20 protein-coding genes and 1 pseudogene are annotated in these 18194 nt (G+C 59.1%); 12 read left to right on the forward strand and 9 right to left on the reverse strand.

Features of this window, described 5'->3' with window-relative positions:
* Positions 1 to 12: 12 nt before the first annotated feature.
* Positions 13 to 1020 (forward strand): hypothetical protein, encoded by a 1008-nt coding sequence (locus BHMPCIPO_RS00635; RefSeq protein WP_246304228.1) that lies wholly within the window; start codon positions 13 to 15, stop codon positions 1018 to 1020.
* Here the strand turns inward: BHMPCIPO_RS00635 and BHMPCIPO_RS00640 are convergent.
* From BHMPCIPO_RS00640 to BHMPCIPO_RS00650, 3 genes are all read right to left on the reverse strand, one after another.
* On the reverse strand, positions 1003 to 1980 hold the full coding sequence (locus BHMPCIPO_RS00640) for a ribose-phosphate diphosphokinase (protein WP_173514973.1): 978 nt from the start codon (positions 1978 to 1980) through the stop codon (positions 1003 to 1005). The genes BHMPCIPO_RS00635 and BHMPCIPO_RS00640 overlap by 18 nt on opposite strands.
* An 81-nt stretch (positions 1981 to 2061) precedes the next feature.
* The gene (locus BHMPCIPO_RS00645; protein ID WP_173514974.1) at positions 2062 to 2967 is read right to left on the reverse strand and encodes a nucleotidyltransferase family protein; all 906 of its coding nucleotides are present in this window, start codon (positions 2965 to 2967) and stop codon (positions 2062 to 2064) included.
* Positions 2968 to 3045: 78 nt separating this feature from the next.
* The gene (locus tag BHMPCIPO_RS00650; RefSeq protein ID WP_173514975.1) at positions 3046 to 3465 is read right to left on the reverse strand and encodes a DUF3775 domain-containing protein; all 420 of its coding nucleotides are present in this window, start codon (positions 3463 to 3465) and stop codon (positions 3046 to 3048) included.
* Positions 3466 to 3817: 352 nt separating this feature from the next.
* Here BHMPCIPO_RS00650 and BHMPCIPO_RS00655 point away from each other — a divergent pair, with 352 nt between their 5' ends.
* Complete coding sequence (locus tag BHMPCIPO_RS00655) at positions 3818 to 5338, forward strand: bifunctional aminoglycoside phosphotransferase/ATP-binding protein (RefSeq protein WP_173518040.1); 1521 nt, start codon at positions 3818 to 3820, stop codon at positions 5336 to 5338.
* Positions 5339 to 5421: 83 nt separating this feature from the next.
* Here the strand turns inward: BHMPCIPO_RS00655 and BHMPCIPO_RS00660 are convergent, their stop codons facing one another.
* A complete protein-coding gene (locus BHMPCIPO_RS00660; protein WP_173514976.1) occupies positions 5422 to 5928 on the reverse strand; it encodes a CYTH domain-containing protein in 507 nt (168 codons plus the stop codon).
* Positions 5929 to 6221: 293 nt separating this feature from the next.
* Between BHMPCIPO_RS00660 and BHMPCIPO_RS00665 the strand changes: the two are divergent.
* Both BHMPCIPO_RS00665 and BHMPCIPO_RS00670 read left to right on the forward strand, forming a co-directional pair.
* A pseudogene (locus BHMPCIPO_RS00665) lies at positions 6222 to 6638 on the forward strand (mechanosensitive ion channel family protein); the annotation flags it as partial.
* Positions 6639 to 6710: 72 nt separating this feature from the next.
* Positions 6711 to 7988: a DUF2254 domain-containing protein gene (locus tag BHMPCIPO_RS00670; protein WP_173514977.1), complete on the forward strand. Its 1278-nt coding sequence runs from the start codon at positions 6711 to 6713 to the stop codon at positions 7986 to 7988.
* 41 nt (positions 7989 to 8029) lie between these two features.
* Here BHMPCIPO_RS00670 and BHMPCIPO_RS00675 read toward each other — a convergent pair whose 3' ends face one another.
* The 4 genes from BHMPCIPO_RS00675 to BHMPCIPO_RS00690 all read right to left on the reverse strand — a co-directional run bounded on the left by BHMPCIPO_RS00675 (position 8030) and on the right by BHMPCIPO_RS00690 (position 10269).
* Positions 8030 to 8845 carry a MarC family protein gene (locus tag BHMPCIPO_RS00675; protein ID WP_173514978.1) on the reverse strand — a complete coding sequence of 272 codons (816 nt, stop codon included), beginning with the start codon at positions 8843 to 8845 and terminating at the stop codon, positions 8030 to 8032.
* Positions 8846 to 8918: 73 nt separating this feature from the next.
* Positions 8919 to 9569, reverse strand: coding sequence for a universal stress protein (locus BHMPCIPO_RS00680; RefSeq protein WP_246304229.1), 651 nt, complete (start codon positions 9567 to 9569; stop codon positions 8919 to 8921).
* A gap of 34 nt (positions 9570 to 9603) precedes the next feature.
* Positions 9604 to 9903 (reverse strand): c-type cytochrome, encoded by a 300-nt coding sequence (locus tag BHMPCIPO_RS00685; protein WP_246304230.1) that lies wholly within the window; start codon positions 9901 to 9903, stop codon positions 9604 to 9606.
* A gap of 36 nt (positions 9904 to 9939) precedes the next feature.
* Positions 9940 to 10269 carry a hypothetical protein gene (locus BHMPCIPO_RS00690; protein ID WP_173514979.1) on the reverse strand — a complete coding sequence of 110 codons (330 nt, stop codon included), beginning with the start codon at positions 10267 to 10269 and terminating at the stop codon, positions 9940 to 9942.
* A 320-nt stretch (positions 10270 to 10589) separates the two neighbouring features.
* Here BHMPCIPO_RS00690 and BHMPCIPO_RS00695 point away from each other — a divergent pair, with 320 nt between their 5' ends.
* The 5 genes from BHMPCIPO_RS00695 (at position 10590) to BHMPCIPO_RS00715 (ending at position 13951) form a co-directional block, all read left to right on the forward strand.
* Positions 10590 to 11282, forward strand: a complete 693-nt coding sequence (locus BHMPCIPO_RS00695; RefSeq protein WP_173514980.1) for a CBS domain-containing protein — start codon at positions 10590 to 10592, stop codon at positions 11280 to 11282.
* 347 nt (positions 11283 to 11629) lie between these two features.
* Positions 11630 to 11860, forward strand: a complete 231-nt coding sequence (locus tag BHMPCIPO_RS00700) for a ChaB family protein (RefSeq protein WP_173518043.1) — start codon at positions 11630 to 11632, stop codon at positions 11858 to 11860.
* A gap of 5 nt (positions 11861 to 11865) precedes the next feature.
* Positions 11866 to 12207 (forward strand): DUF5335 family protein, encoded by a 342-nt coding sequence (locus tag BHMPCIPO_RS00705; protein WP_173514981.1) that lies wholly within the window; start codon positions 11866 to 11868, stop codon positions 12205 to 12207.
* A 74-nt stretch (positions 12208 to 12281) separates the two neighbouring features.
* Positions 12282 to 13265 (forward strand): zinc-dependent alcohol dehydrogenase family protein, encoded by a 984-nt coding sequence (locus BHMPCIPO_RS00710; RefSeq protein ID WP_173514982.1) that lies wholly within the window; start codon positions 12282 to 12284, stop codon positions 13263 to 13265.
* A gap of 323 nt (positions 13266 to 13588) precedes the next feature.
* Positions 13589 to 13951: an EF-hand domain-containing protein gene (locus BHMPCIPO_RS00715; RefSeq protein ID WP_173514983.1), complete on the forward strand. Its 363-nt coding sequence runs from the start codon at positions 13589 to 13591 to the stop codon at positions 13949 to 13951.
* 424 nt (positions 13952 to 14375) lie between these two features.
* On the opposite strand, the gene BHMPCIPO_RS00720 is transcribed toward BHMPCIPO_RS00715, so the two are convergent.
* The gene (locus tag BHMPCIPO_RS00720) at positions 14376 to 15089 is read right to left on the reverse strand and encodes a GntR family transcriptional regulator (RefSeq protein WP_247959893.1); all 714 of its coding nucleotides are present in this window, start codon (positions 15087 to 15089) and stop codon (positions 14376 to 14378) included.
* A gap of 255 nt (positions 15090 to 15344) precedes the next feature.
* Here BHMPCIPO_RS00720 and BHMPCIPO_RS00725 point away from each other — a divergent pair, with 255 nt between their 5' ends.
* Genes BHMPCIPO_RS00725 through BHMPCIPO_RS00735 form a run of 3 tightly spaced genes read left to right on the forward strand, consistent with a single transcriptional unit; the run spans position 15345 to position 18169 of the window.
* Positions 15345 to 16442 (forward strand): ABC transporter ATP-binding protein, encoded by a 1098-nt coding sequence (locus BHMPCIPO_RS00725; RefSeq protein ID WP_173514984.1) that lies wholly within the window; start codon positions 15345 to 15347, stop codon positions 16440 to 16442.
* A gap of 4 nt (positions 16443 to 16446) precedes the next feature.
* The gene (locus BHMPCIPO_RS00730; protein ID WP_173514985.1) at positions 16447 to 17352 is read left to right on the forward strand and encodes an ABC transporter permease; all 906 of its coding nucleotides are present in this window, start codon (positions 16447 to 16449) and stop codon (positions 17350 to 17352) included.
* A complete protein-coding gene (locus tag BHMPCIPO_RS00735) occupies positions 17345 to 18169 on the forward strand; it encodes an ABC transporter permease (protein ID WP_173514986.1) in 825 nt (274 codons plus the stop codon). The genes BHMPCIPO_RS00730 and BHMPCIPO_RS00735 overlap by 8 nt, the downstream gene beginning before the upstream one ends.
* The last annotated feature ends 25 nt before the right edge of the window (positions 18170 to 18194 follow it).

Genomic DNA, 18194 nt, shown 5'->3' on the forward strand with positions numbered 1-18194 from the left:
AGAGGGGGATCGATGGCGGCGCTTGACGCAAAACTTCGCTTTCTCAGCGATCCGGCATCATACCCCGAGCCACCAGCCAGGATTGAGGCGAAGGAAACCCACATGTCCTGGGTCTTCGTCGCCGACGACTGGGCGCTGAAACTGAAGAAGCCGGTCAAACGGTCCTACCTGGATTTCAGCACGGTCGAAGCACGCCAGTTCTTCTGCGGCGAAGAGGTTCGCCTCAACCGCCAACTGGCGCGAGAGACGTACCGCGCCGTCAAGCCACTCTACTGCGACGACAAGGGGGCGTTGACCTTTGAACCTTCGGCGCGCGTCGTCGACTGGCTCGTCGAGATGCGAAGACTTCCTGCAGACGACATGCTGGACGCGCGCATCAAAGCTAACCGGGTCGCGCCTGCGGACCTTGTCGATATCGCAGAGCGCCTTGCGCACTTCTATCTCGCCCGCCCGTCCGAGCCTTCCGACGGACCGGTTTACATACATCATCTATTGCAAGAGCATGAGGTCAATCGAGTCACGTTGCTGCACCCCGAATTCGATCTGGCGGCGTCAGGCGCCGCTATGCTGCTCGATGGGATCGGCCGAGGGTTGCGCGACATGCGTGGTACGATCGAGGCGCGGATCAAGAGAGGAAAGATCGTGGAAGGCCATGGTGACTTGCGTCCGGAGCACATATGCCTGATCAGCCCCCCGCAAATCATCGATTGCCTCGAATTCAACCGTTCGATGCGGATCATCGATCCCTACGACGAGATGAACTATCTGGCACTCGAATGCGAGGTTCTCGGGGCAGGCTGGATTGGGCCGCTGCTTCTTTCAACTTTGGACAGGATGCTTGGTGATCGTCCGGACGATCGTTTGTTGGCTCTATACAGCGGATTTCGTGCCCTGCTTCGGGCACGACTTTGCCTTGTTCACCTCCTCGAACACCCGGTGCGCCAAGCGGAGAAATGGCGACCACTGGCACTCGCCTACTTGGCGGCGGCCAGAAAACATATGTCAATCATCATCGCCTGAAAGTGCGGCAATGGAGCCGCCCGAATGCAGCCGGCGAATGGCTTCGCCAAAAAGCGGTGCGCTTGGAATGATTTCGACGCAGGAGCGCAGGATGTCTTCCGACACATGGAAGGGGGAAGCGGAGTCTGTCACGATCGTGCGATCGATCGCAGGATGGGCAAGAACCGCTTCTACACCTCGGTCAAATAAACCATGCGCGGCGAGCACGTATACCGTCTTTGCCCCCCGCTCCCGACAAGCTTCCGCTGCCCGCAGCATGGTCCCACCAGTGCCGATCATGTCGTCCACGACGAAGACGACGGCATCTTGCACGTCGCCCGCGAAGAGATGGCCGGAAACGACTCCGCGGCTGCGGCGCTTTTCCATGATCCCGAGTTGTGCCTCGTTGCCGGATAGGAGCTCGTAGGATTCCTTCAAGAGCTGTGCCCGCTTGATGCCGCCTGCGTCAGGGGAGAAAATCAAGACCGGCTCGCTTCCGGCCAGGCGGGCAATGGTCTCGCTGAACAGACGCCGGGTGTTCAGGTGAACGGTACAGCAACGAAAGGCGTTCTGAAACGCCGAAAGGTTGTGTACGTCGAGCGTCACCACTGTGTTGACCCCCACCGCTTCGAACAGTTGCGCCACATAGCGCGTCGTCACCGGGTCGCGCGCTTTGGTTTGTCGATCTTTGCGCGAGTAAGCGAGATAGGGAGTGACGACGGTCACCCGCGAAGCGCCGTTTTCTCGGCACGTGGCGGCAAAGAACAATAGTTTGCAAAGCTTGTCATTGGCCGATTCATCTGGGGCACCGTTCAGAGTGTGGATGAGGTAGACGTCCTCACCGCGCACGCTGACGAGTGGGCGCGCCTTGTGCTCGCCGCCTTCGAAGTCGCGCTCCTCATGCTCGGCCAATGCGACCCCAACATGGTCGGCTATGGTCCGTCCGAGCGCTTTCGTTCCGTTCAGTGCAAAAATCCGCATGTTTCTAGCATCGTACGAAAGCGGCTACGGTTCCTTGACGGCGATCAAGATCGACAGGCGCAATGACGGGCCATGGGGTGATCATCGACGGAATGCTATCGCCTCCTGCGAGGCGAGCGTTTGCCCGACCTGGTTACTCCGAACCACGCGTTTTCCCGCCGTTGGGCCACGCGTTTCGGAGATCACGACGCTTCGACCCTCCGGTTCACCATCGCGCTGGTGATAGATGACGACCCAATCTCGTGTCTTACCGAGCTCATGAGCGCGTTGGCTATTGGAAAAGAGTACCGTGAAAAGCCATTCACCCTTGCTCATGTGCATGATCGGAAGCCAGGCCTCGTGCGTCGGATTGAAGCGTCTGGGGGCAATCGTGCGGAGCTCACCCGAAGCCGCCTTTGCGCGATATATGCGATCGACCGCCAGAAGGACCCTGGCTGGTGGTTGGCTCGGTTGTTTCCATGTGCGCGCTGCCGGCCACCGGCCCAAGCGCTCCCTCAGCGCTGTAGATATCATTTTCTTTCGCCTCGGGCCGATACCCCTTACGGCGAGTTCGCCGGAAAATACAGCCTGCTCTAGGTCCTCGAAAGTCTCAAGTCGGCCATCTTCGGCGAGCAGGCCCGCTAGCCGCTTTCCGATTCCGGGAATAGTGCGAAAGAGGACCTCCGGAGTGAGTTCGCCGCGCAGCCTTTCCAGTTGGGGCCAGCGGCCTCCCGCCACCATTTGAGCGAGGGCGCCGGCAATGGCCTGACCGATTGCCGGCAGGGCTTCGAGGCCCTCGCGTCCCTCGTCGGCCAATATGGTGGCAACCGGACGATCCAGCGCGGCGACAACGTCGGAAGCACGGCGATAGGCTCGCGATCGGAAACGGTCGTCCCCGTGTTCGTCGAGAAGATCGGCATAGTCACGCAGCTTTTCGGCAATCGCCAGGTTTTCAGCAAACGTCTGTCCCTGGGCGTGAGTCGGTTGTTGAATGATTTTGTTTTCCATGGACCTTGCTCCCAAGCGCAAGCCATACTTTCATCAGGGATTCCGATAGATTGACCCGTGAGAGCGAGCCTGGAGTGGCTAAAGGTGACCTTTCTCATAGTCCTGACAGGACTCGCCGAACTGGGACATCGCCTCCTCCAGGTAATCCGCTAGCAGCGGCGTGCCGAGGAGGTAGGCGGCGGTGCGCTCATTGTGGGCTTCAGCCGCATCGGCGCGGATACTCTCCCAGTCATCCACGTTGCCGTCACCACGGCCCAGCCAGCACAGGGCAACGAGGTCTATCTGCTCGTCCTCGTTCATGTCAGAGATGATGCTCGCCAGTTCGGACTCGACGGGGTCGTCGGGCTGATCCTCGAGAACGGAGATCATGCTGTCGTCGGTGGCGTTCGATGCGGGATTGAGCTCCGAGGCGACATCCTTGACGTCGAACTCGCGTGCCTTGACGATGAGATAGCAGACGGTCTCCGGCGCGAGGGATAAGTTCCAGGTTCCACTCATCTGTCTTCTCCAACTAGCAATTTCAGATCGTTCAGATGCCAGAGCGCCACGCCAGCAATCGGGACGCGCGCAGTGACCGGCGGCGTAGGGTTGACCCTGCGGCGCCAACCACACTGAATCTGATCGCAAATTTGGATTTGCGCTTTGATGCGTGTCAAACGGGCGAATCGTCACGGAAAGTGCCGTCGGACGCCACGAAATCACCGGCACACCATTGATCCGCATCAACGAAATACTGTCGCGTGCGTTCCATCATTGCCGGGCCAGCACTTCTGCCCCGGTCCTGCGCCTCGTTCGAGGCCGGAGGCTGGCACCGGGGCGTCGAGATTCGCAATCCAAGCGAGGCAAATGCATGCTCGTCCAAGACCAGACTGCTACAGTGACATTTCTAAGCGACCGGAAAACGCATGGATGCGAGAGGGTCGAGCATATCCAAACTCACATCTCCGAGATATTCCTCGCCGGCAATCGAGCCTTCAAGATGAAGCGCGCGGTGAAGCTTCCCTATGTGGACTTTTCGACGCCGGAGCTACGGCTGAGAGCCTGCGAAAAGGAGGTCGAGCTGAACAAGGCGACTGCGCCTGGCCTGTACCTCGGCGTCCGGCGGATCGCGCGCGACAAGGACGGGCAACTGGCCTTCGGTGAGAGTGAGCTTGTCGATGCGGTCGTCGAGATGGTCCGTTTCGACCAGGGCGCACTGTTGGATCGCATGGCGGTCGAAGGCCGGCTCGATGCGACACTGATGACGAAGGCGGCGCGCATGATTGCGAGCTACCACCACTCGGCCCCCGTCATTCATCAGGGTTCGGGATCGGCAAACATTGCGGGGGTTCTCGCCATCAATGCCGCCGGCTTTGCGACGAGCCGGGTTTTCGGCGATGTCGAACTTACAGAGATTACGCGCCGCTTCGAGCAAACGCTCGCCCAGTTCAAGGGTCTCGTCGATACCCGCGAGGCGGCCGGCAAGGTTCGGCGATGCCATGGCGATTTGCACTTGCGCAACATCTGCCTCCTCGACGGTGAACCCCGATTGTTCGATTGCATCGAGTTCAACGATCAGATTGCCACTGTCGACACGCTCTATGACCTGGCGTTTCTGCTGATGGACCTCTGGCACCGTGGTTTCCCTGAACTCGCCAATCTGGTCATGAACCGGTATCTCGACCAAGCCGATGACGAGGACGGTTTCGTGCTTCTGCCATTCTTCATGGCCATAAGGGCCGCCGTCAGGGCCCATGTCATTGCCACCCAGGTTGCCGAAGGTGGAAGCCGCCCGGAGCAACTTGTCGCCGAGGCGCGATCCTACTTTCAGCTCGCCCGCTCGCTGCTCGCCGCGGTTCCCGCGCGCCTGATCGTGATCGGCGGATTCAGCGGCTCCGGCAAGACGACCGTGGCAGATGCGCTGGCTGCGTGGCTCGGCGCCCCTCCTGGCGCTCGCATCATTGAAAGCGACCGCATCAGGAAGGCGCTGCATGGGGTTCCGGCCGAGGTACACCTCGGTGCAGATGCCTATCGTTCATGCGTATCCGATACCGTCTATTCCGAGATGGCCCGCCGCAGCCTGGCTCTATTGAAGGCCGGGGGATCTGTTGTCGCGGATGCGGTGTTCGACCGGTTGGCCAACCGCCAGCTCATCGAGGGTGCCGCCAAGAGCGCGGGAGTCCAATGCAAAGCCGTCTGGTTGGATGCTGGCACGTCCATCTTGCGAAAGCGCGTTGCCAATAGAGATGGGGGGCCTTCCGATGCGGACCTGAGCGTCCTGGCACGGCAGATTTCCGGTGAGAGGGAGGGGCTTACTTGGCGCATGATCAATGCAGAGCAGGGGGTTGACAAAATCGTTCAAGAGATCCTCGAAACTGAAAAGGCTGCATGAGCGTCAACACAAATTTCGCGACCGCCTCGGTCGGGCGTCGGACGACGGGGAAAGTGAGCGGAAAGGATGAGATAGTCCGGCACTTAAGCGCGTCTACGATTAGGTACCCTAAAGCACGACGTCGCATTCGTTGGAATAAACTTTCCTTTTGCCAGAACCCGGTTTGAATAACGTGGATTTCCAGTAACCTCAGGTCCAAGCCAATCTGGCAACGGGGGAGTATCGTTGCCACCGTCGAGTTCAACTTCCGCAACTACGAGGCCACGATGGTGGCCGGAATAGACATCAACTTCCCAGACGTAACCCTGATGTTCCACCTCAAAACGTGTTTTTTGGAGGACACCTCGCGCGTGCTCGAACATTTCCTTCGCGTCCGTATAGGGAATTTCGTATTCGTACTCTTCGCGTCGATTGCGACCGGTTCGGATCTTGACTGTCAACGTGGCGCGACAGCCATCTATCGTCCGGATGCGTACGGTTTCGCCCTTCGTCGCCACGAGATATGCTTGCTGCAGGACGGAACCTTCAGAGGCATGCTGTCGCCAGCGATCGTCAATGACCAAAAATTTTCTCTCTATCTCTGCCGCCATATCTGCCTCACTGACTGCGCCAGATGGACAACCGCCAACCCTGAGCCGGGTTGTCGTGAACGCTGTTCGAGAACAATTCGATGACCATTTGACCGCCATCCTTGTTCATTGCGAGCCTCGGCCGTTGTTACTATGCCTGCGTCGCTGCTCGCTTAAATTGATCCGCGTCAATGTCCGGCTGTAGATTTAGAAATATCTTTTTTAGCGGTATTTGCAGCGTGGCCGCCGGAACTGTGAGTTGGCAGCTCGTCGCTGCGACCAGAGACGTCCAGAATGGCACCGCATTTCGACCCGTCGAGAACATGAGACGAGACTGGGTGATCGACAAAATGACGATCAACGTCACCTACGATTCCGACATCGAATTGGCGCGCGAGCTCATAAAGAAGATCGGCCAGGAATTGGCCGCGGACCCAGAGTTCGCGGCGGACACGCTGCAGCCCTTGAGAATGCAGGGCGTCGATAGCTTCGGGGATTTTGCGATCGTCCTGAGGCACAAACTCATGACCAAGCCCAACGCGCAGTTTGCCATCAAGCGGCGCGCCTTCATGATGATCAAGAAGGCCTTCGATGAAAATGGCATCAAGATCGTCGTGCCGACGGTCCATGTGGAAGGAAGTGGCGAATCTGCGGCTGCGGCCGCCCATCAGATCCAGCAGTCGGCGAAGGCGGCACAAATCGCCGAAGCGGCGGGTCAAGCCGTGGCTTGATGAGGCTTCTTCGCCAACACTGCGAGAAGTGCGACAGGAGGCTCGTCCGATCCGAGGAGGGTGTGACAAGAGATGAGTTGGAACAGGTTGTATGCGCTCAAGAGCTACGTGCGTGCCTCCTTGTGGATCATCCCGTTTTTTGCGCTCATCGTGCAGCAGGCCTTTTTTCGCGCGGTTCTTACTTCGGAGAAATGGATAGGGTGGATCCCGCCCTGGCCGTTAGGGGCCGATGGCACGGTTGCTGCGATGCAGGCGATCATAAGCCTGGCGCTTTCGTTTCTCGTCTTCACGTTCGGCTCACTGCTTGTGGCGATACAAATAGCAAGCGGACAGCTTACGCCCCGGATCATCGCGACCACGCTGCTGCGAGATAATGTCATCCGGTTTACCGTGGGCTTGTTCATCTTTACGCTGCTGTTCGCCATCGGCGCGATAAGTCGCGTGAACGCGTCGGCTCCGGCCTCCATAGTGTGGATCTCGGCGGCCCTTGGCGTCCTCTCGCTGGCAGCATTTCTTTACTTGATTGATTATTCAGCTCGTTTGCTACGTCCCGTCAGCATCATCCATAGTGTCGCCGAGCAGGGGTTCACCGTCATCGAAAGCGTTTATCCTGAGCGCTGGAAGGAGACTGTGGGGCAACTTCAGACGCGTGACGCGCTTGGAAAGCCGGACGAGGTCGTCTTGCATGCCGGTTCATCAGATATCATTCTTGCCGTGGACGTGAAGTCCCTGCTGGCCCAAGCAACCCGGGCAGACGGTGTAGTTGAGCTTGCAGCACGCGTCGGCGACTTCGTGGCATATGGCCAGCCCCTGTTCCGGCTATACGGTGGTGCCGCGAAAATTCCTGCCAGCGAACTTTGCAACAGCGTTGCGTTTGGGCGTGAGCGAACTATCGAGCAGGATCCAACTTTCGCTCTCAGGGTCATTGTCGATATTGCCACGAAGGCACTCTCCAAAGCGATCAACGACGCGACGACTGCAGTGCTGGCCGTCGACCAACTGCATCGCTTACTGCGCAGCGTTGGCGGACGCGATCTACGCAATGAGTATCTCTGCGATGGGGGCGGACGGCTTCGTGTGGTGTATCCAACACCGGACTGGGAAGACTTCGTACAACTCACCTGTCGCGAGATTAGGATCTACGGAGTAGAGAATCTTCAGATCGCAAGGAGGCTTCGCGCCATGATCGACAATCTCGAAAATGTGTTGCCCGAGAGCCGGAAACAGGCGTTGCAGGTTGAGCGCGATCTACTCGACCGAATGATCGACCGCGCCTACCTATTGCCGGAGGACGCTGCTTTGGCACGCATTGCCGACACGCAAGGACTGGGTGGCCCAGCGGAGACGTGAGTGTCCGGCCGAAGGCTGCGCATCGCATGCCGCTAGAGTTCTTACCATTCCATCATGCTAAGATTATGTAGAATGATCTGAAGACCGAGTGCTGCTTGGGTGACCCCGAGCACTACCGCCAAGACCTGAAGCGAGGTTCCGATCCATTTTAAAATGGTTTCCGCGAACAGCATCGCGAGCCAATCGAGCGCCAGGATCAACAACACGATAGCGGCCACGGTGAAGCCTTCCGCTTGGCGACCGCCTGCCAGCGTCGCGAAGACAATTACCGCGGCTACCCCGTAAGGCGTAACGATCGTCGGAAAAGCCAGTGGTGCAAGGGCAAGCTTCAGGTCTGGTGCTCGATCGGGTGCCGACGCGTGATCGACCGAGCTGACGGACTGCTGCAGGATGGTTCGCAGCGCCACCAGAAACAAGATGATGCCGCCGGTCATGGCTAGAACGGGCAGTGAAATCTCAAAGTTTTCAAGCATGGTGCGCCCAAGAAATCCGGCGATTGCCAGAGCACCGGCCGAGAAAAGGATAGCTCTCCGGGCCAGCCGACGCCGTAAGTGGGTCTCCCAGTTGTCTGTTATCGTCACAAACGGCACCAAGATCTTGATCGGGCCGAGCATCAAGAAAAGCATGAGGAACACTTTTCGCGCACCGAACTCGGCCTCTGGCAAAGCTGTACTAACTGACGCTTGTGCGAAAGACTGAACCGGGAAATAGACCGTGATCACCAGCAGCGTAGTGATCAGACCGTTCGGACAGCGAAAATGACGCTGCCTGGGTCCATGGAATGCTTCAGGCGAGCAGGTATTGCGGGTGCGTGATGTCGCAAGCTTGGCAGTGATTTTCCGCAGGCATGTCGTCATTGACCATTCTCCAGCCAAGGGGGCCGTTTGCCCGGAAGCCGAACGCGACAGATCCGTAGCTTTCTCTGATAGTTCAACGCACGACCGTGACAGAGCAGCCGGCATGCTCCACGATCTTCTGCGAGACACTCCCAAGCACCATGCCCGCTAATCGTCCCAGCCCTCGGCTGCCCACAACGATCATGTCGGCGCCAATCTCCTCTGCCACGGCGAGAATGGTCTCAGCATAATCGCCGGGTTCGACCCGCGTGTGCACGTCGCCAGCCCCGATGGACCGTGCGTCTTCGGCAGCATTCTCCGCGATAACCGCGCCCAAGACGGATGCCGCCTCTCCAAGGTCGCCTTGCACACTCTGGAACAAGTCATTCGCCGAGACGACCGTCCGCTCCTGGACGATTGACCTGCGCCGTAGGAGAGGATCGGCGCGGGCGAGCCGGGTTGCTTCCTTGGCTCTCACACCGTGCAGGATGACGTGAAGGATCGTAATGCGTGCGTCCAAACTCTTGGCGATAGTCGCGGCGATCTCAACGGCTTGTCGGGCTTTATCGGATCCGTCGGTCGCCACAAGGATATGTTTGATCATTATGGCTTCCTCCATCGCGTAAAGTCTCTCGAAATTGGTGCTGAATGCATTGATTCCCGTCAAAGAGAGGATGAACAGAACCACGGATTTTTCGTCGCAACGCCACTGTTGATCGCAACTCGTCCGCTCGATTGTCTCCATCGACGGCTCGCGCCAGTCGATGTGGCCGGCTCGGCTACGGTTGCTGCGCCTTGATGTAGGCGATGAGATCAGCGATTTCGAAGCGTGTCAGAGACAGATCGGGCATCCGCGAATGCTGTGGCGCCGACAGGAATGCCGACAAACGGGCTTCGTCGAGCTGCTCTGTTTTCTTGATCTCGGAAAATGTCGGAACAGAGTCTGATCCGCGTTCCTGTCCTGGTGCAACAACGTGACATTCGTTGCACCACCTGGCGGCGATGGCACGACCGCGGGCGACATCGGCCGCGACAGTTTGCTCGCTCTGCAGAAGAAGGAGAGCAACCGCGACTTTCAAACCACAGCTTCTCGTCATCGGCCCGCCCGCCCGCATCTAAATTACCGCTTGCGCGGCCATGTTCTCGACCAGGTGCTTCTCGTTTTCGTGAAGCCGCTTTGCCGCCTTGCGCATGGCGGCCGAGCCAATTTCCGTGATCCGCGTGCCTTCTCTGAAATAGCCAAGGACGGCGTCTTGCCAGAAGCTGCACCAGACGTCGAACAGATCGCCCGCGTGATCTGGCGATTGGCAATCTTCGAGAAAGTGCAGATCGCTCTCGAGGCGGCTCTCCAGGAACTTCAACGCCTCGATCTGATAGCGAAGAGTCGCCTCTATCGTGGCGGCTTGTATACGCCCGAACGACCACAGCATGCCCGCTGCTTCCATCGGGGAAACTCTCGAAGATGGAACGGGCCAGAAGGCTGCGCTCGATTGATGTCCAAGTGTTCTTTGCATGCCCTTCGCTCCACCCGGAGTTGATATTGATTGAATTGGCCTTATCTTTTGGCAACTGCTCAAGCGCCGAAACGCCGGCGAAACCAACGCGCACGCTATCGAGCCCCGGCATCCGTGTCGTTGACGCCGATCAATGCTTTTCCATTTGGTCGCGATTGGAACTCTTTGGGGTCCTTTATTGACCGGCGTCAATCTCACATGTTGACAGTTGAGATATGTTTCGAGCGTTCCAGTCTTGCTCGGGGTCGCTGATGCGCGCCGCAGACATCATGACCAGAAAGGTCATAACCGTCAGGCCTGACGATAATGTCCGGCATGCCGCGAGAATGATGCTCGCCAACCGGATTGGTGGCTTGCCGGTGTGCGACGAGGGTGGGAACCTTGTCGGTATGCTGACCGAGGGGGACTTGCTGCACCGCTCGGAACTGGGTTCGGCTGCATTAATGGGGTCCAGTGGGAGCGCTCCACAACCGTATCCCTATCCTTACAGCAAAGGTCACGGTTGGCGTGTCGGAGACGCGATGACATCAGGTGCAGTGACAGTGGATGCGGATGCGTCGGTGGCCCATATTGCCGCCCTGATGGAGACCCGTTCCATCAAGCGCATACCGGTTGTTCATCAGGGCCGTCTGGTTGGGATCGTTAGCCGTCGCGACATTCTCGAGGCGATCGTTGCGGCCAGGCCCGACAGGCCTGCCACCAGCGATGAAGCCATGAAGCGTGCAGTGCTGGCGCGCTTGTCGTCCGATCTTGGTATCGAGCAAGGCGCTATTGAGGTGAGGGTGGAGGGCGGCGTTGTTGCCCTGTGCGGCAGTGTCGAAAGCGGTGTCAAGCGCCTGGCTGCTCGTGTTGCGGCGGAAGCGGTGTGCGGTCTCGGATGCGTGAGAAACGAGATTCGAATTGCCAACGAGGCCGATTGCGCACCTCCTGGCTCGCTGCGGTGAGCGAAGTCTGTTCTCGCGATTGCGCTCAACGCCACCATTGATGGCCGGGGGGGGGACTTGTTTGGGCCAATGGAACATGCGTTTCGGTTTGGCATTGCTGCCTGGGCGGCGACGGCGTGGCACCGGGAGATGAACTCGACAGGCGCGGGGATGTCTTGGGCCGCTTGCGTTGAGGGTTGTTGCCTGCCGGGGCGGGTTAACTCCGTCATTGATCGCCGACAAAGCCGACTGTCCAGAAGTAGCCTATCTTCGATGGCTAATCGTCAGCACGCCCATGCGCTTATGGACGTGCGGACGTAAGGTGGACGGACACTTTCGGTCCCCGGAGCAAACGTTGAGTGAAACCGATGCCCTATGTTTCCAACGACGACCTGCCGGCATCCCTCAGGCGAATCTTGCCCGGGCATGCGCAAGACATATATCGCAAGGCATTCAATCATGCGTTTGTCTCTCACGCCAATGACCCGCGTCAGGAGGAGGCTTCGCATCGAATAGCCTGGGGGGCGGTGAAGCGGCGCTATATGAAAATCGGGAGACGCTGGCTTGCGCGTCCTCTGCCCGCTGATCAACAGGAGTGATGAATATGACCAGTCGCATTCTAGCTCGGTCCGAGTGGCATTTCTTTTTCGACCGCATGGCAAAGGCCCTTCGAGGCAAGCGGGCGCAGGTCGAGATAACCGGCCTTCGACTGGGTGACCAGATCCAGGCGAAGTCGGTCCCATTGGTCGGCATCACCTTCGATCCCAAGGGAGAGCTTCTTGAGATTGCTATGGAAGGGCTTGATCATCTCATTCACAAGCCGGCCAGCATAGCAATTCTCGAAGGGGTCGACGGGCTTCGTGGTCTGGAGATCGTGGATTCAGATCAACACCGCCAGATCATCACATTGACGAGCCCGCTCAGGCTTTCCGCCCCGGACGACTGACCCAGAGCGGAGCGAAATTGTCCTGGAGCGCGGCTTAGGTCTCTTTCGCCATATCGTGGCAGTTGAGGTATGTGATGAAGGCGATGGTGCTCGAAAAACCTGGGACGCCATTGGTCCTGAAAACCCTTGTCGATGCGCCGCCAGGCCCTGGCGAAATCCGAATTCGCGTGGAGGCCTGCGCCGTCTGTCGCACCGACTTGCACGTGGTAGACGGAGAACTCGATCATCCGAAACTTCCGCTGGTGCCGGGCCACGAAATCGTCGGGGTCGTTGAAGCGGTTGGCGGTGATGTCGATCCGTCTCTTGTTGGAAGCCGCGTTGGCGTGCCTTGGCTGGGCTCCACTTGTGGCCATTGCCCCTATTGCCGTTCCGGACGGGAGAACCTTTGCGATAAGCCGCTCTTCACGGGCTTTACACGCGATGGTGGATTTGCCACTCACGTCATTGCCGACCAACGCTTTTCCTTCAAGCTGGAGCCCGCAGCAGACCCAGTGGCTGTTTCGCCGCTTCTTTGTGCTGGCCTGATTGGCTGGCGGGCTCTGAAAAAGGCAGGTAAGGCAAGGCGCATCGGTCTCTTTGGCTTCGGCGCCGCTGCCCACATCGTTGCCCAGATCTCAGTATGGCAGGGGCGCGAAATCTTTGCTTTCACCCGGTCTGGCGACGTTCAGGCCCAGCGCTTCGCCATCAGTCTTGGTGCAAGCTGGGCGGGTGGATCGGACGAGGCGCCGGACGATTTGCTTGACGCCGCCATAATCTTTGCGCCGGCGGGCGAACTGGTGCCGACGGCGCTGCGGGCGGTGCGCAAAGGCGGACGGGTCGTATGTGGTGGCATACACATGAGCGATATTCCTCAGATGCCCTATTCGATCCTGTGGGGAGAGCGCGAAGTCGTTTCAGTCGCAAACCTGACGCGCGCCGATGCCCGCGAGTTCTTTCCCATCGCTGAGAAAGCTCAAGTGAAGACACACACGGTTATCTACCCGCTTGAGAGAGCGAATGAAGCCCTCGAGGATCTTCGCCGTGGCAGGTTGAACGGGGCAGCCGTTCTCGTTCCCTAAGCTCGAACGCGCACATTGATATGGTGGGTGGAACGGCGAGCGAGCAGCCAATTCGACGTTGCCACGTGAGGAGCTGCAGAGATCCGTTGCCGATGGATGGCCCCGCATCAATGGTGAGGTCCGCCCTCCTTAGACAGCGCAAAGCTTCACGGTGATGATGTCCATCCTGATTGAGTATTGGGTTCAGTTGATGCAGCGCAAGGAACCCGTCCGGTTCTCGAGGTAAATTGATGCGTGCTTGCACGATTGCAGGAATGTGCCGACTCGCGAAGCAAATCCACGTCTGGTGCCGCCGATTTCCTGCCTTTGAAGGGAGAACCCACATGACCACGGCAAAACTCGCATATGTTGCGATTACCGCCACGTTCTTATCCAGCAACCCGACGCTGTCCTTCGCTCAGCAGGCCCCGGTCGAAAAACAGGATGAACAAACTGGTTACTCCGAGATGATGCCGGGTGCGATGATGGGGGGGCGGCAATACGGCATGAGGGGTGGCATGCGACAAGGCATGATGCACGGCCATATGATGAAAATCATGTTTGCCATTGCCGATGTCGATGGCGACGGTGCGCTCTCGGTCGAAGAAGTCACCGCGATCCATAAGCGGATCTTCGCCCAGATCGATGCAAACAAAGACGGAAAGGTGACGCCCGAGGAGATGCAGGGCTTTATGCGCGATCAATAAAGGCCGGAGAAATCAGCAGCGCCATTTGGGGCAAGTCTGCCGTCGAGACCTCATCGATGCGCGCGCCAAGTGCGGTGTCGAATTGCGATTGTGACGCAGTCCGAGTGGCACTTTCCCGTCCAGCCTGCAGCTCGACAAGATGAGACGTGATCTCAGCCAGATTGTCGCTCTACACCAGCCCGCTTGGCCACCCACGGATCTGCTCGGCCTCCGCGGGTCAGCGAATGGCGGAGCAACGGTTTCGCTTGCAGCGCGAAAGTGCAAGTCTCTGCGTAATCAGGCCCCCGCAACCTGCCGCGCCCCCATCATTAAGCGCGCCTTCCGCATCGTCGAGACGCAGGTGCCGATAGCGCTGACGTCGACGGTGGAAGCTAAACGGAGATTGCGATGTTTAAAGGATCGATCATGGTTCTGTCACACCGTTTCAAAGCGAGAAGGTTGATGAAGAAAGCTCGACATCGAGAAGCCGTTTGTGCCCCAGATGGCCGGCTCCTTCCTGAATATCGGCGGTGATGGCCGCCTTCAGCGCAGTGGCATCCTGCTGACGGATCGCGTCCATCGCCTCCCCATGACGGTCAACGCGGTAGCTCTCGTCCAAGTTTTCAGTAGCCTCGCGCATGAAGGGACCGAGGCGCAGCCACACCGACTCGATGAGCGGTAGCAGGACTGCTGAGGCGCGAACTTCATAAAGACAGCGATGGAAGGCGAAATTCCTCTCGATGCCGGATTCGATATTCCCGGCGCCGTAAGCCGCGTCGATTTCCGCATCGAGTTGCTGCAGGCGTGCGAGCCGCAGGTAGTCGATGAACGGCATTGCGCGTTCGGCGGCGATCGTCTCGAGCGCGATGCGGGCAGTTATGATCTCGTCGAACTTGTCCGGGTCGATATCCGGGACGCGTACGCGGCGGTTGTCGAGATTTTCAAGCGCGCCGTCGGCGACGAGCCGATGAAGCGCCTCGCGCACCGGCATGGCGCTGACTTCGAGCCGTTCGGCGATACCCTGGATGGTGATCGGCTGCCCGGGCGGGAAGCGGCCGGTGATGATGGCCTGACGCAGGCCGCGATAAACCCATTGCTTCACCGTTTCGGACGGGCGCTTCTCGTCCGAGACCAGCCTGATTGTGTCTGCGTATTTCACTGTATCCAACCCCCCGCGTTTTCCACGGCAAAGACCTCACGCTGCCAAAAGGCCGGCTTGCCCCTGCTGGCTCTGAAGCGAAATTAGATAATGCGCAAGTTTGCCTCTTTACAATTTGATCACATTATGGACTCTTATGATCAAATTATTGAAGATCGTATCTGAATACGACTGTCTGTCAACGCCAACGGATGCGCGGTCCGACGACGAAAAGCCGTCGAAACTACGCCCGATTGACCTTGAGTAGGGGAACCTATGGAACAATTGCGAACCGCGGCGATCGCCGGCGGAGCGATCTCTATGCTGAACGTGAAGAAAGAATTCGGCCACTTCCAGGCGGTCGATCACGTGACGCTGAACATCGAGCCGAACGAATTCTTCACGCTGCTCGGGCCGTCCGGATGCGGCAAGACCACTTTGCTCAGGATGATGGCGGGCTTCGAGACACCAACGAGCGGCGAAATCCTGCTCGACAAGCGCTCGATCGCGGGCCTGCTGCCGAACGAGCGGCCGATCAACACGGTGTTTCAGAACTACGCGCTTTTCCCACACATGACCGTTGCCGAAAACATCGGCTTCGGCCTGAAGATGCTGGGCCGATCCCGCGCTGAGATCGCTCCCATTGTCGAAGAGATGTTGCGATTGGTACGGCTGGAGGGCGCCGGCGATCGTCCGGTGACCAAGCTTTCGGGCGGGCAGCAGCAGCGCGTCGCGCTGGCACGCGCACTGGCTCCGCGACCGAAGGTGCTCCTGCTCGACGAGCCGCTATCCGCGCTCGACCTCAAGCTGCGCCAATCGATGCAGATCGAACTGAAGCGGCTTCAAGCGGAAACCGGCATCACCTTCGTCTTCGTGACGCACGACCAGGAAGAGGCGCTCACCATGTCGGACCGGATCGCGGTGATGAGCAAGGGGCGGGTGCTGCAGGTCGGATCCGCCCGCGACATCTACGAACATCCCGCGGACCGATTCGTCGCCGGCTTCATCGGCGAAACTAACTTTCTCGAAGGCGCGATTGTCGAGGCGAAAGGTAAGGTGGCGCGCGTCCGGTTGAAGTCCGGAGCCGATGTCGCGGCGGCTATGGCCGAAGGCCTGCCGACCACCGGCGACGTGACCATTGTCGTGCGCCCAGAGCACCTGCAGATCGCCGCTGACAAGGACGCCGCCCTTTGCGCGACGGTCGAGACGGTCGTCTATTTCGGCACCGACAGCCATGTGCATCTGCGGCTGGCGGATGGCAGCCCGGTGATCGTGCGCCAGCAGAACCGCCGCGACGGCACGAGGCCGCCGGATGTCGGAGCCGAAGTGGGACTTTCGATCCCCGATGGCGTCGCACAAGTTCTGAAGGACTGATCCGATGGCTGAGATCAAGGACATGCAACGCCTCGATGACGCGCGCCGCCGGCTGCTGACCCTGCCTGCCGTGCTGTTCATCCTGGCCTTCGCCGCCCTGCCGCTGCTGGTCGTGCTCGCCTATTCCTTCATGAAACCGGCCACCTATGGCGGCGTCGAATGGCAATTGTCGGCCGACGCCTATGTTGGCTTCCTTTTCCAGAAGGACATCTTCGACGATAGCCTGACGTTCTCGTCGGAATATCTCCTCATCTTCGCACGAACTTTCCTCTTCGGCATCGCCACCACCGTGGTTTGCCTGCTGATTGGCTTCCCCACCGCCTACTACATGGCGACCCGGCCGCCACAGACCCGCAACTGGTGGGTGCTGCTGATCACCATTCCCTTCTGGTCGAACCTGCTGGTGCGCACGATCGCGGTCATGTTCATCATTCGCGACGAGGGGCTGATCAACACCGTCCTTTTGTCGCTCGGTGTTGTCGACCAACCGGTGACGATGATCTTCACGGATTTCGCGATCCTGCTCGGGCTGTTCTACAGCTTCCTGCCCTTCATGATCCTGCCGGTCTACGCCTCACTCGAGAAGCTGGACTTCCGACTGGTCGAAGCGGGCTATGATCTCTATGCCAGCCGTTTCCAGGTCCTGACCCGGATCATCATCCCGTTGACCTGGCCGGGAATTGCGACCGGCTCCCTGCTCGTCTTCATCCCGTCTTTCGGCGCCTATGTCACTCCGCTTCTACTCGGTGGCGGCCGGCACCTGATGATCGGGGACCTGATCGCTCTGCAGTTCGGCTCGTCGCGCAACTGGCCGCTCGGCTCGGCCTTTTCGATGATCCTAATGGCCTTCGTCATGCTGGCCCTGTTCTTCCAGATCCGCAAAAATGCAGGAGGAGTGAGCCATGGCTGACGTCGCCGTCGTCCGTTCGCCGGATATCAAGAAACAGTCTGGTTTCGCCTTCATCGCCGCAAGCTGCGTTGCCGTCCTCTATCTGCCGATGCTGGTGGTCATCGCCTATTCGTTCAATTCGGCCAACAATCTCGCCGCCAAATGGCATGGCTTTACGACGAGCTGGTACAACGTGGTCCTGGCCAATGGTGAATTCTACGACTCCGCGATCCTTTCCGTGATCGTCGCAGTCGCAGCAACCCTGATCTCGACGGTGCTCGCCACCGCCGCAGCGCTCGGCACGACGCGTGGCCGCCCCTGGCGCGGCCAGGGATCCGCCTATCTCACGATCACGACGCCACTCGTCGTGCCCGAGATCGTGACCGGCATCTCGCTGCTTTCTTTCTTTGCCTTCCTTTCGACCGTGACGGGCATCGATCTCGGTATCTGGAAGCTCATCCTGGCGCACTCTGCCTTCTGCATCCCCTTCGCCTATCTGCCGATCCGTGCACGGTTGGAGGGCATGGATACCACGCTCGACAATGCCGCCGCCGACCTCTACGCGACGCCTTGGAAAACGTTCCGCTACGTAACGCTGCCGCTGCTCGTTCCCGGGATATCGTCGGGTGCCGCACTCGCCTTCATCGTCTCCTTCGATGATTTCACCATCACGCAGCTCATCGCCGGGCCGGGGGAAACGACGCTCCCGCTCTACATCTGGGGGCGCATTCGCCGCACGCTTACACCGGAGCTCAACGCCATGTGCACGTTGCTGCTCCTGATTTCGCTCGCCTTCATCGTGCTCTCTTTCGTCCTCTCGCACCGCCGCCGTGCCTAACGCCCCACACTTGCCCACACGCTTG

This window comes from Ensifer sesbaniae (assembly GCF_013283665.1).
GTDB classification, from domain to species: Bacteria; Pseudomonadota; Alphaproteobacteria; order Rhizobiales; family Rhizobiaceae; genus Ensifer; species Ensifer sesbaniae.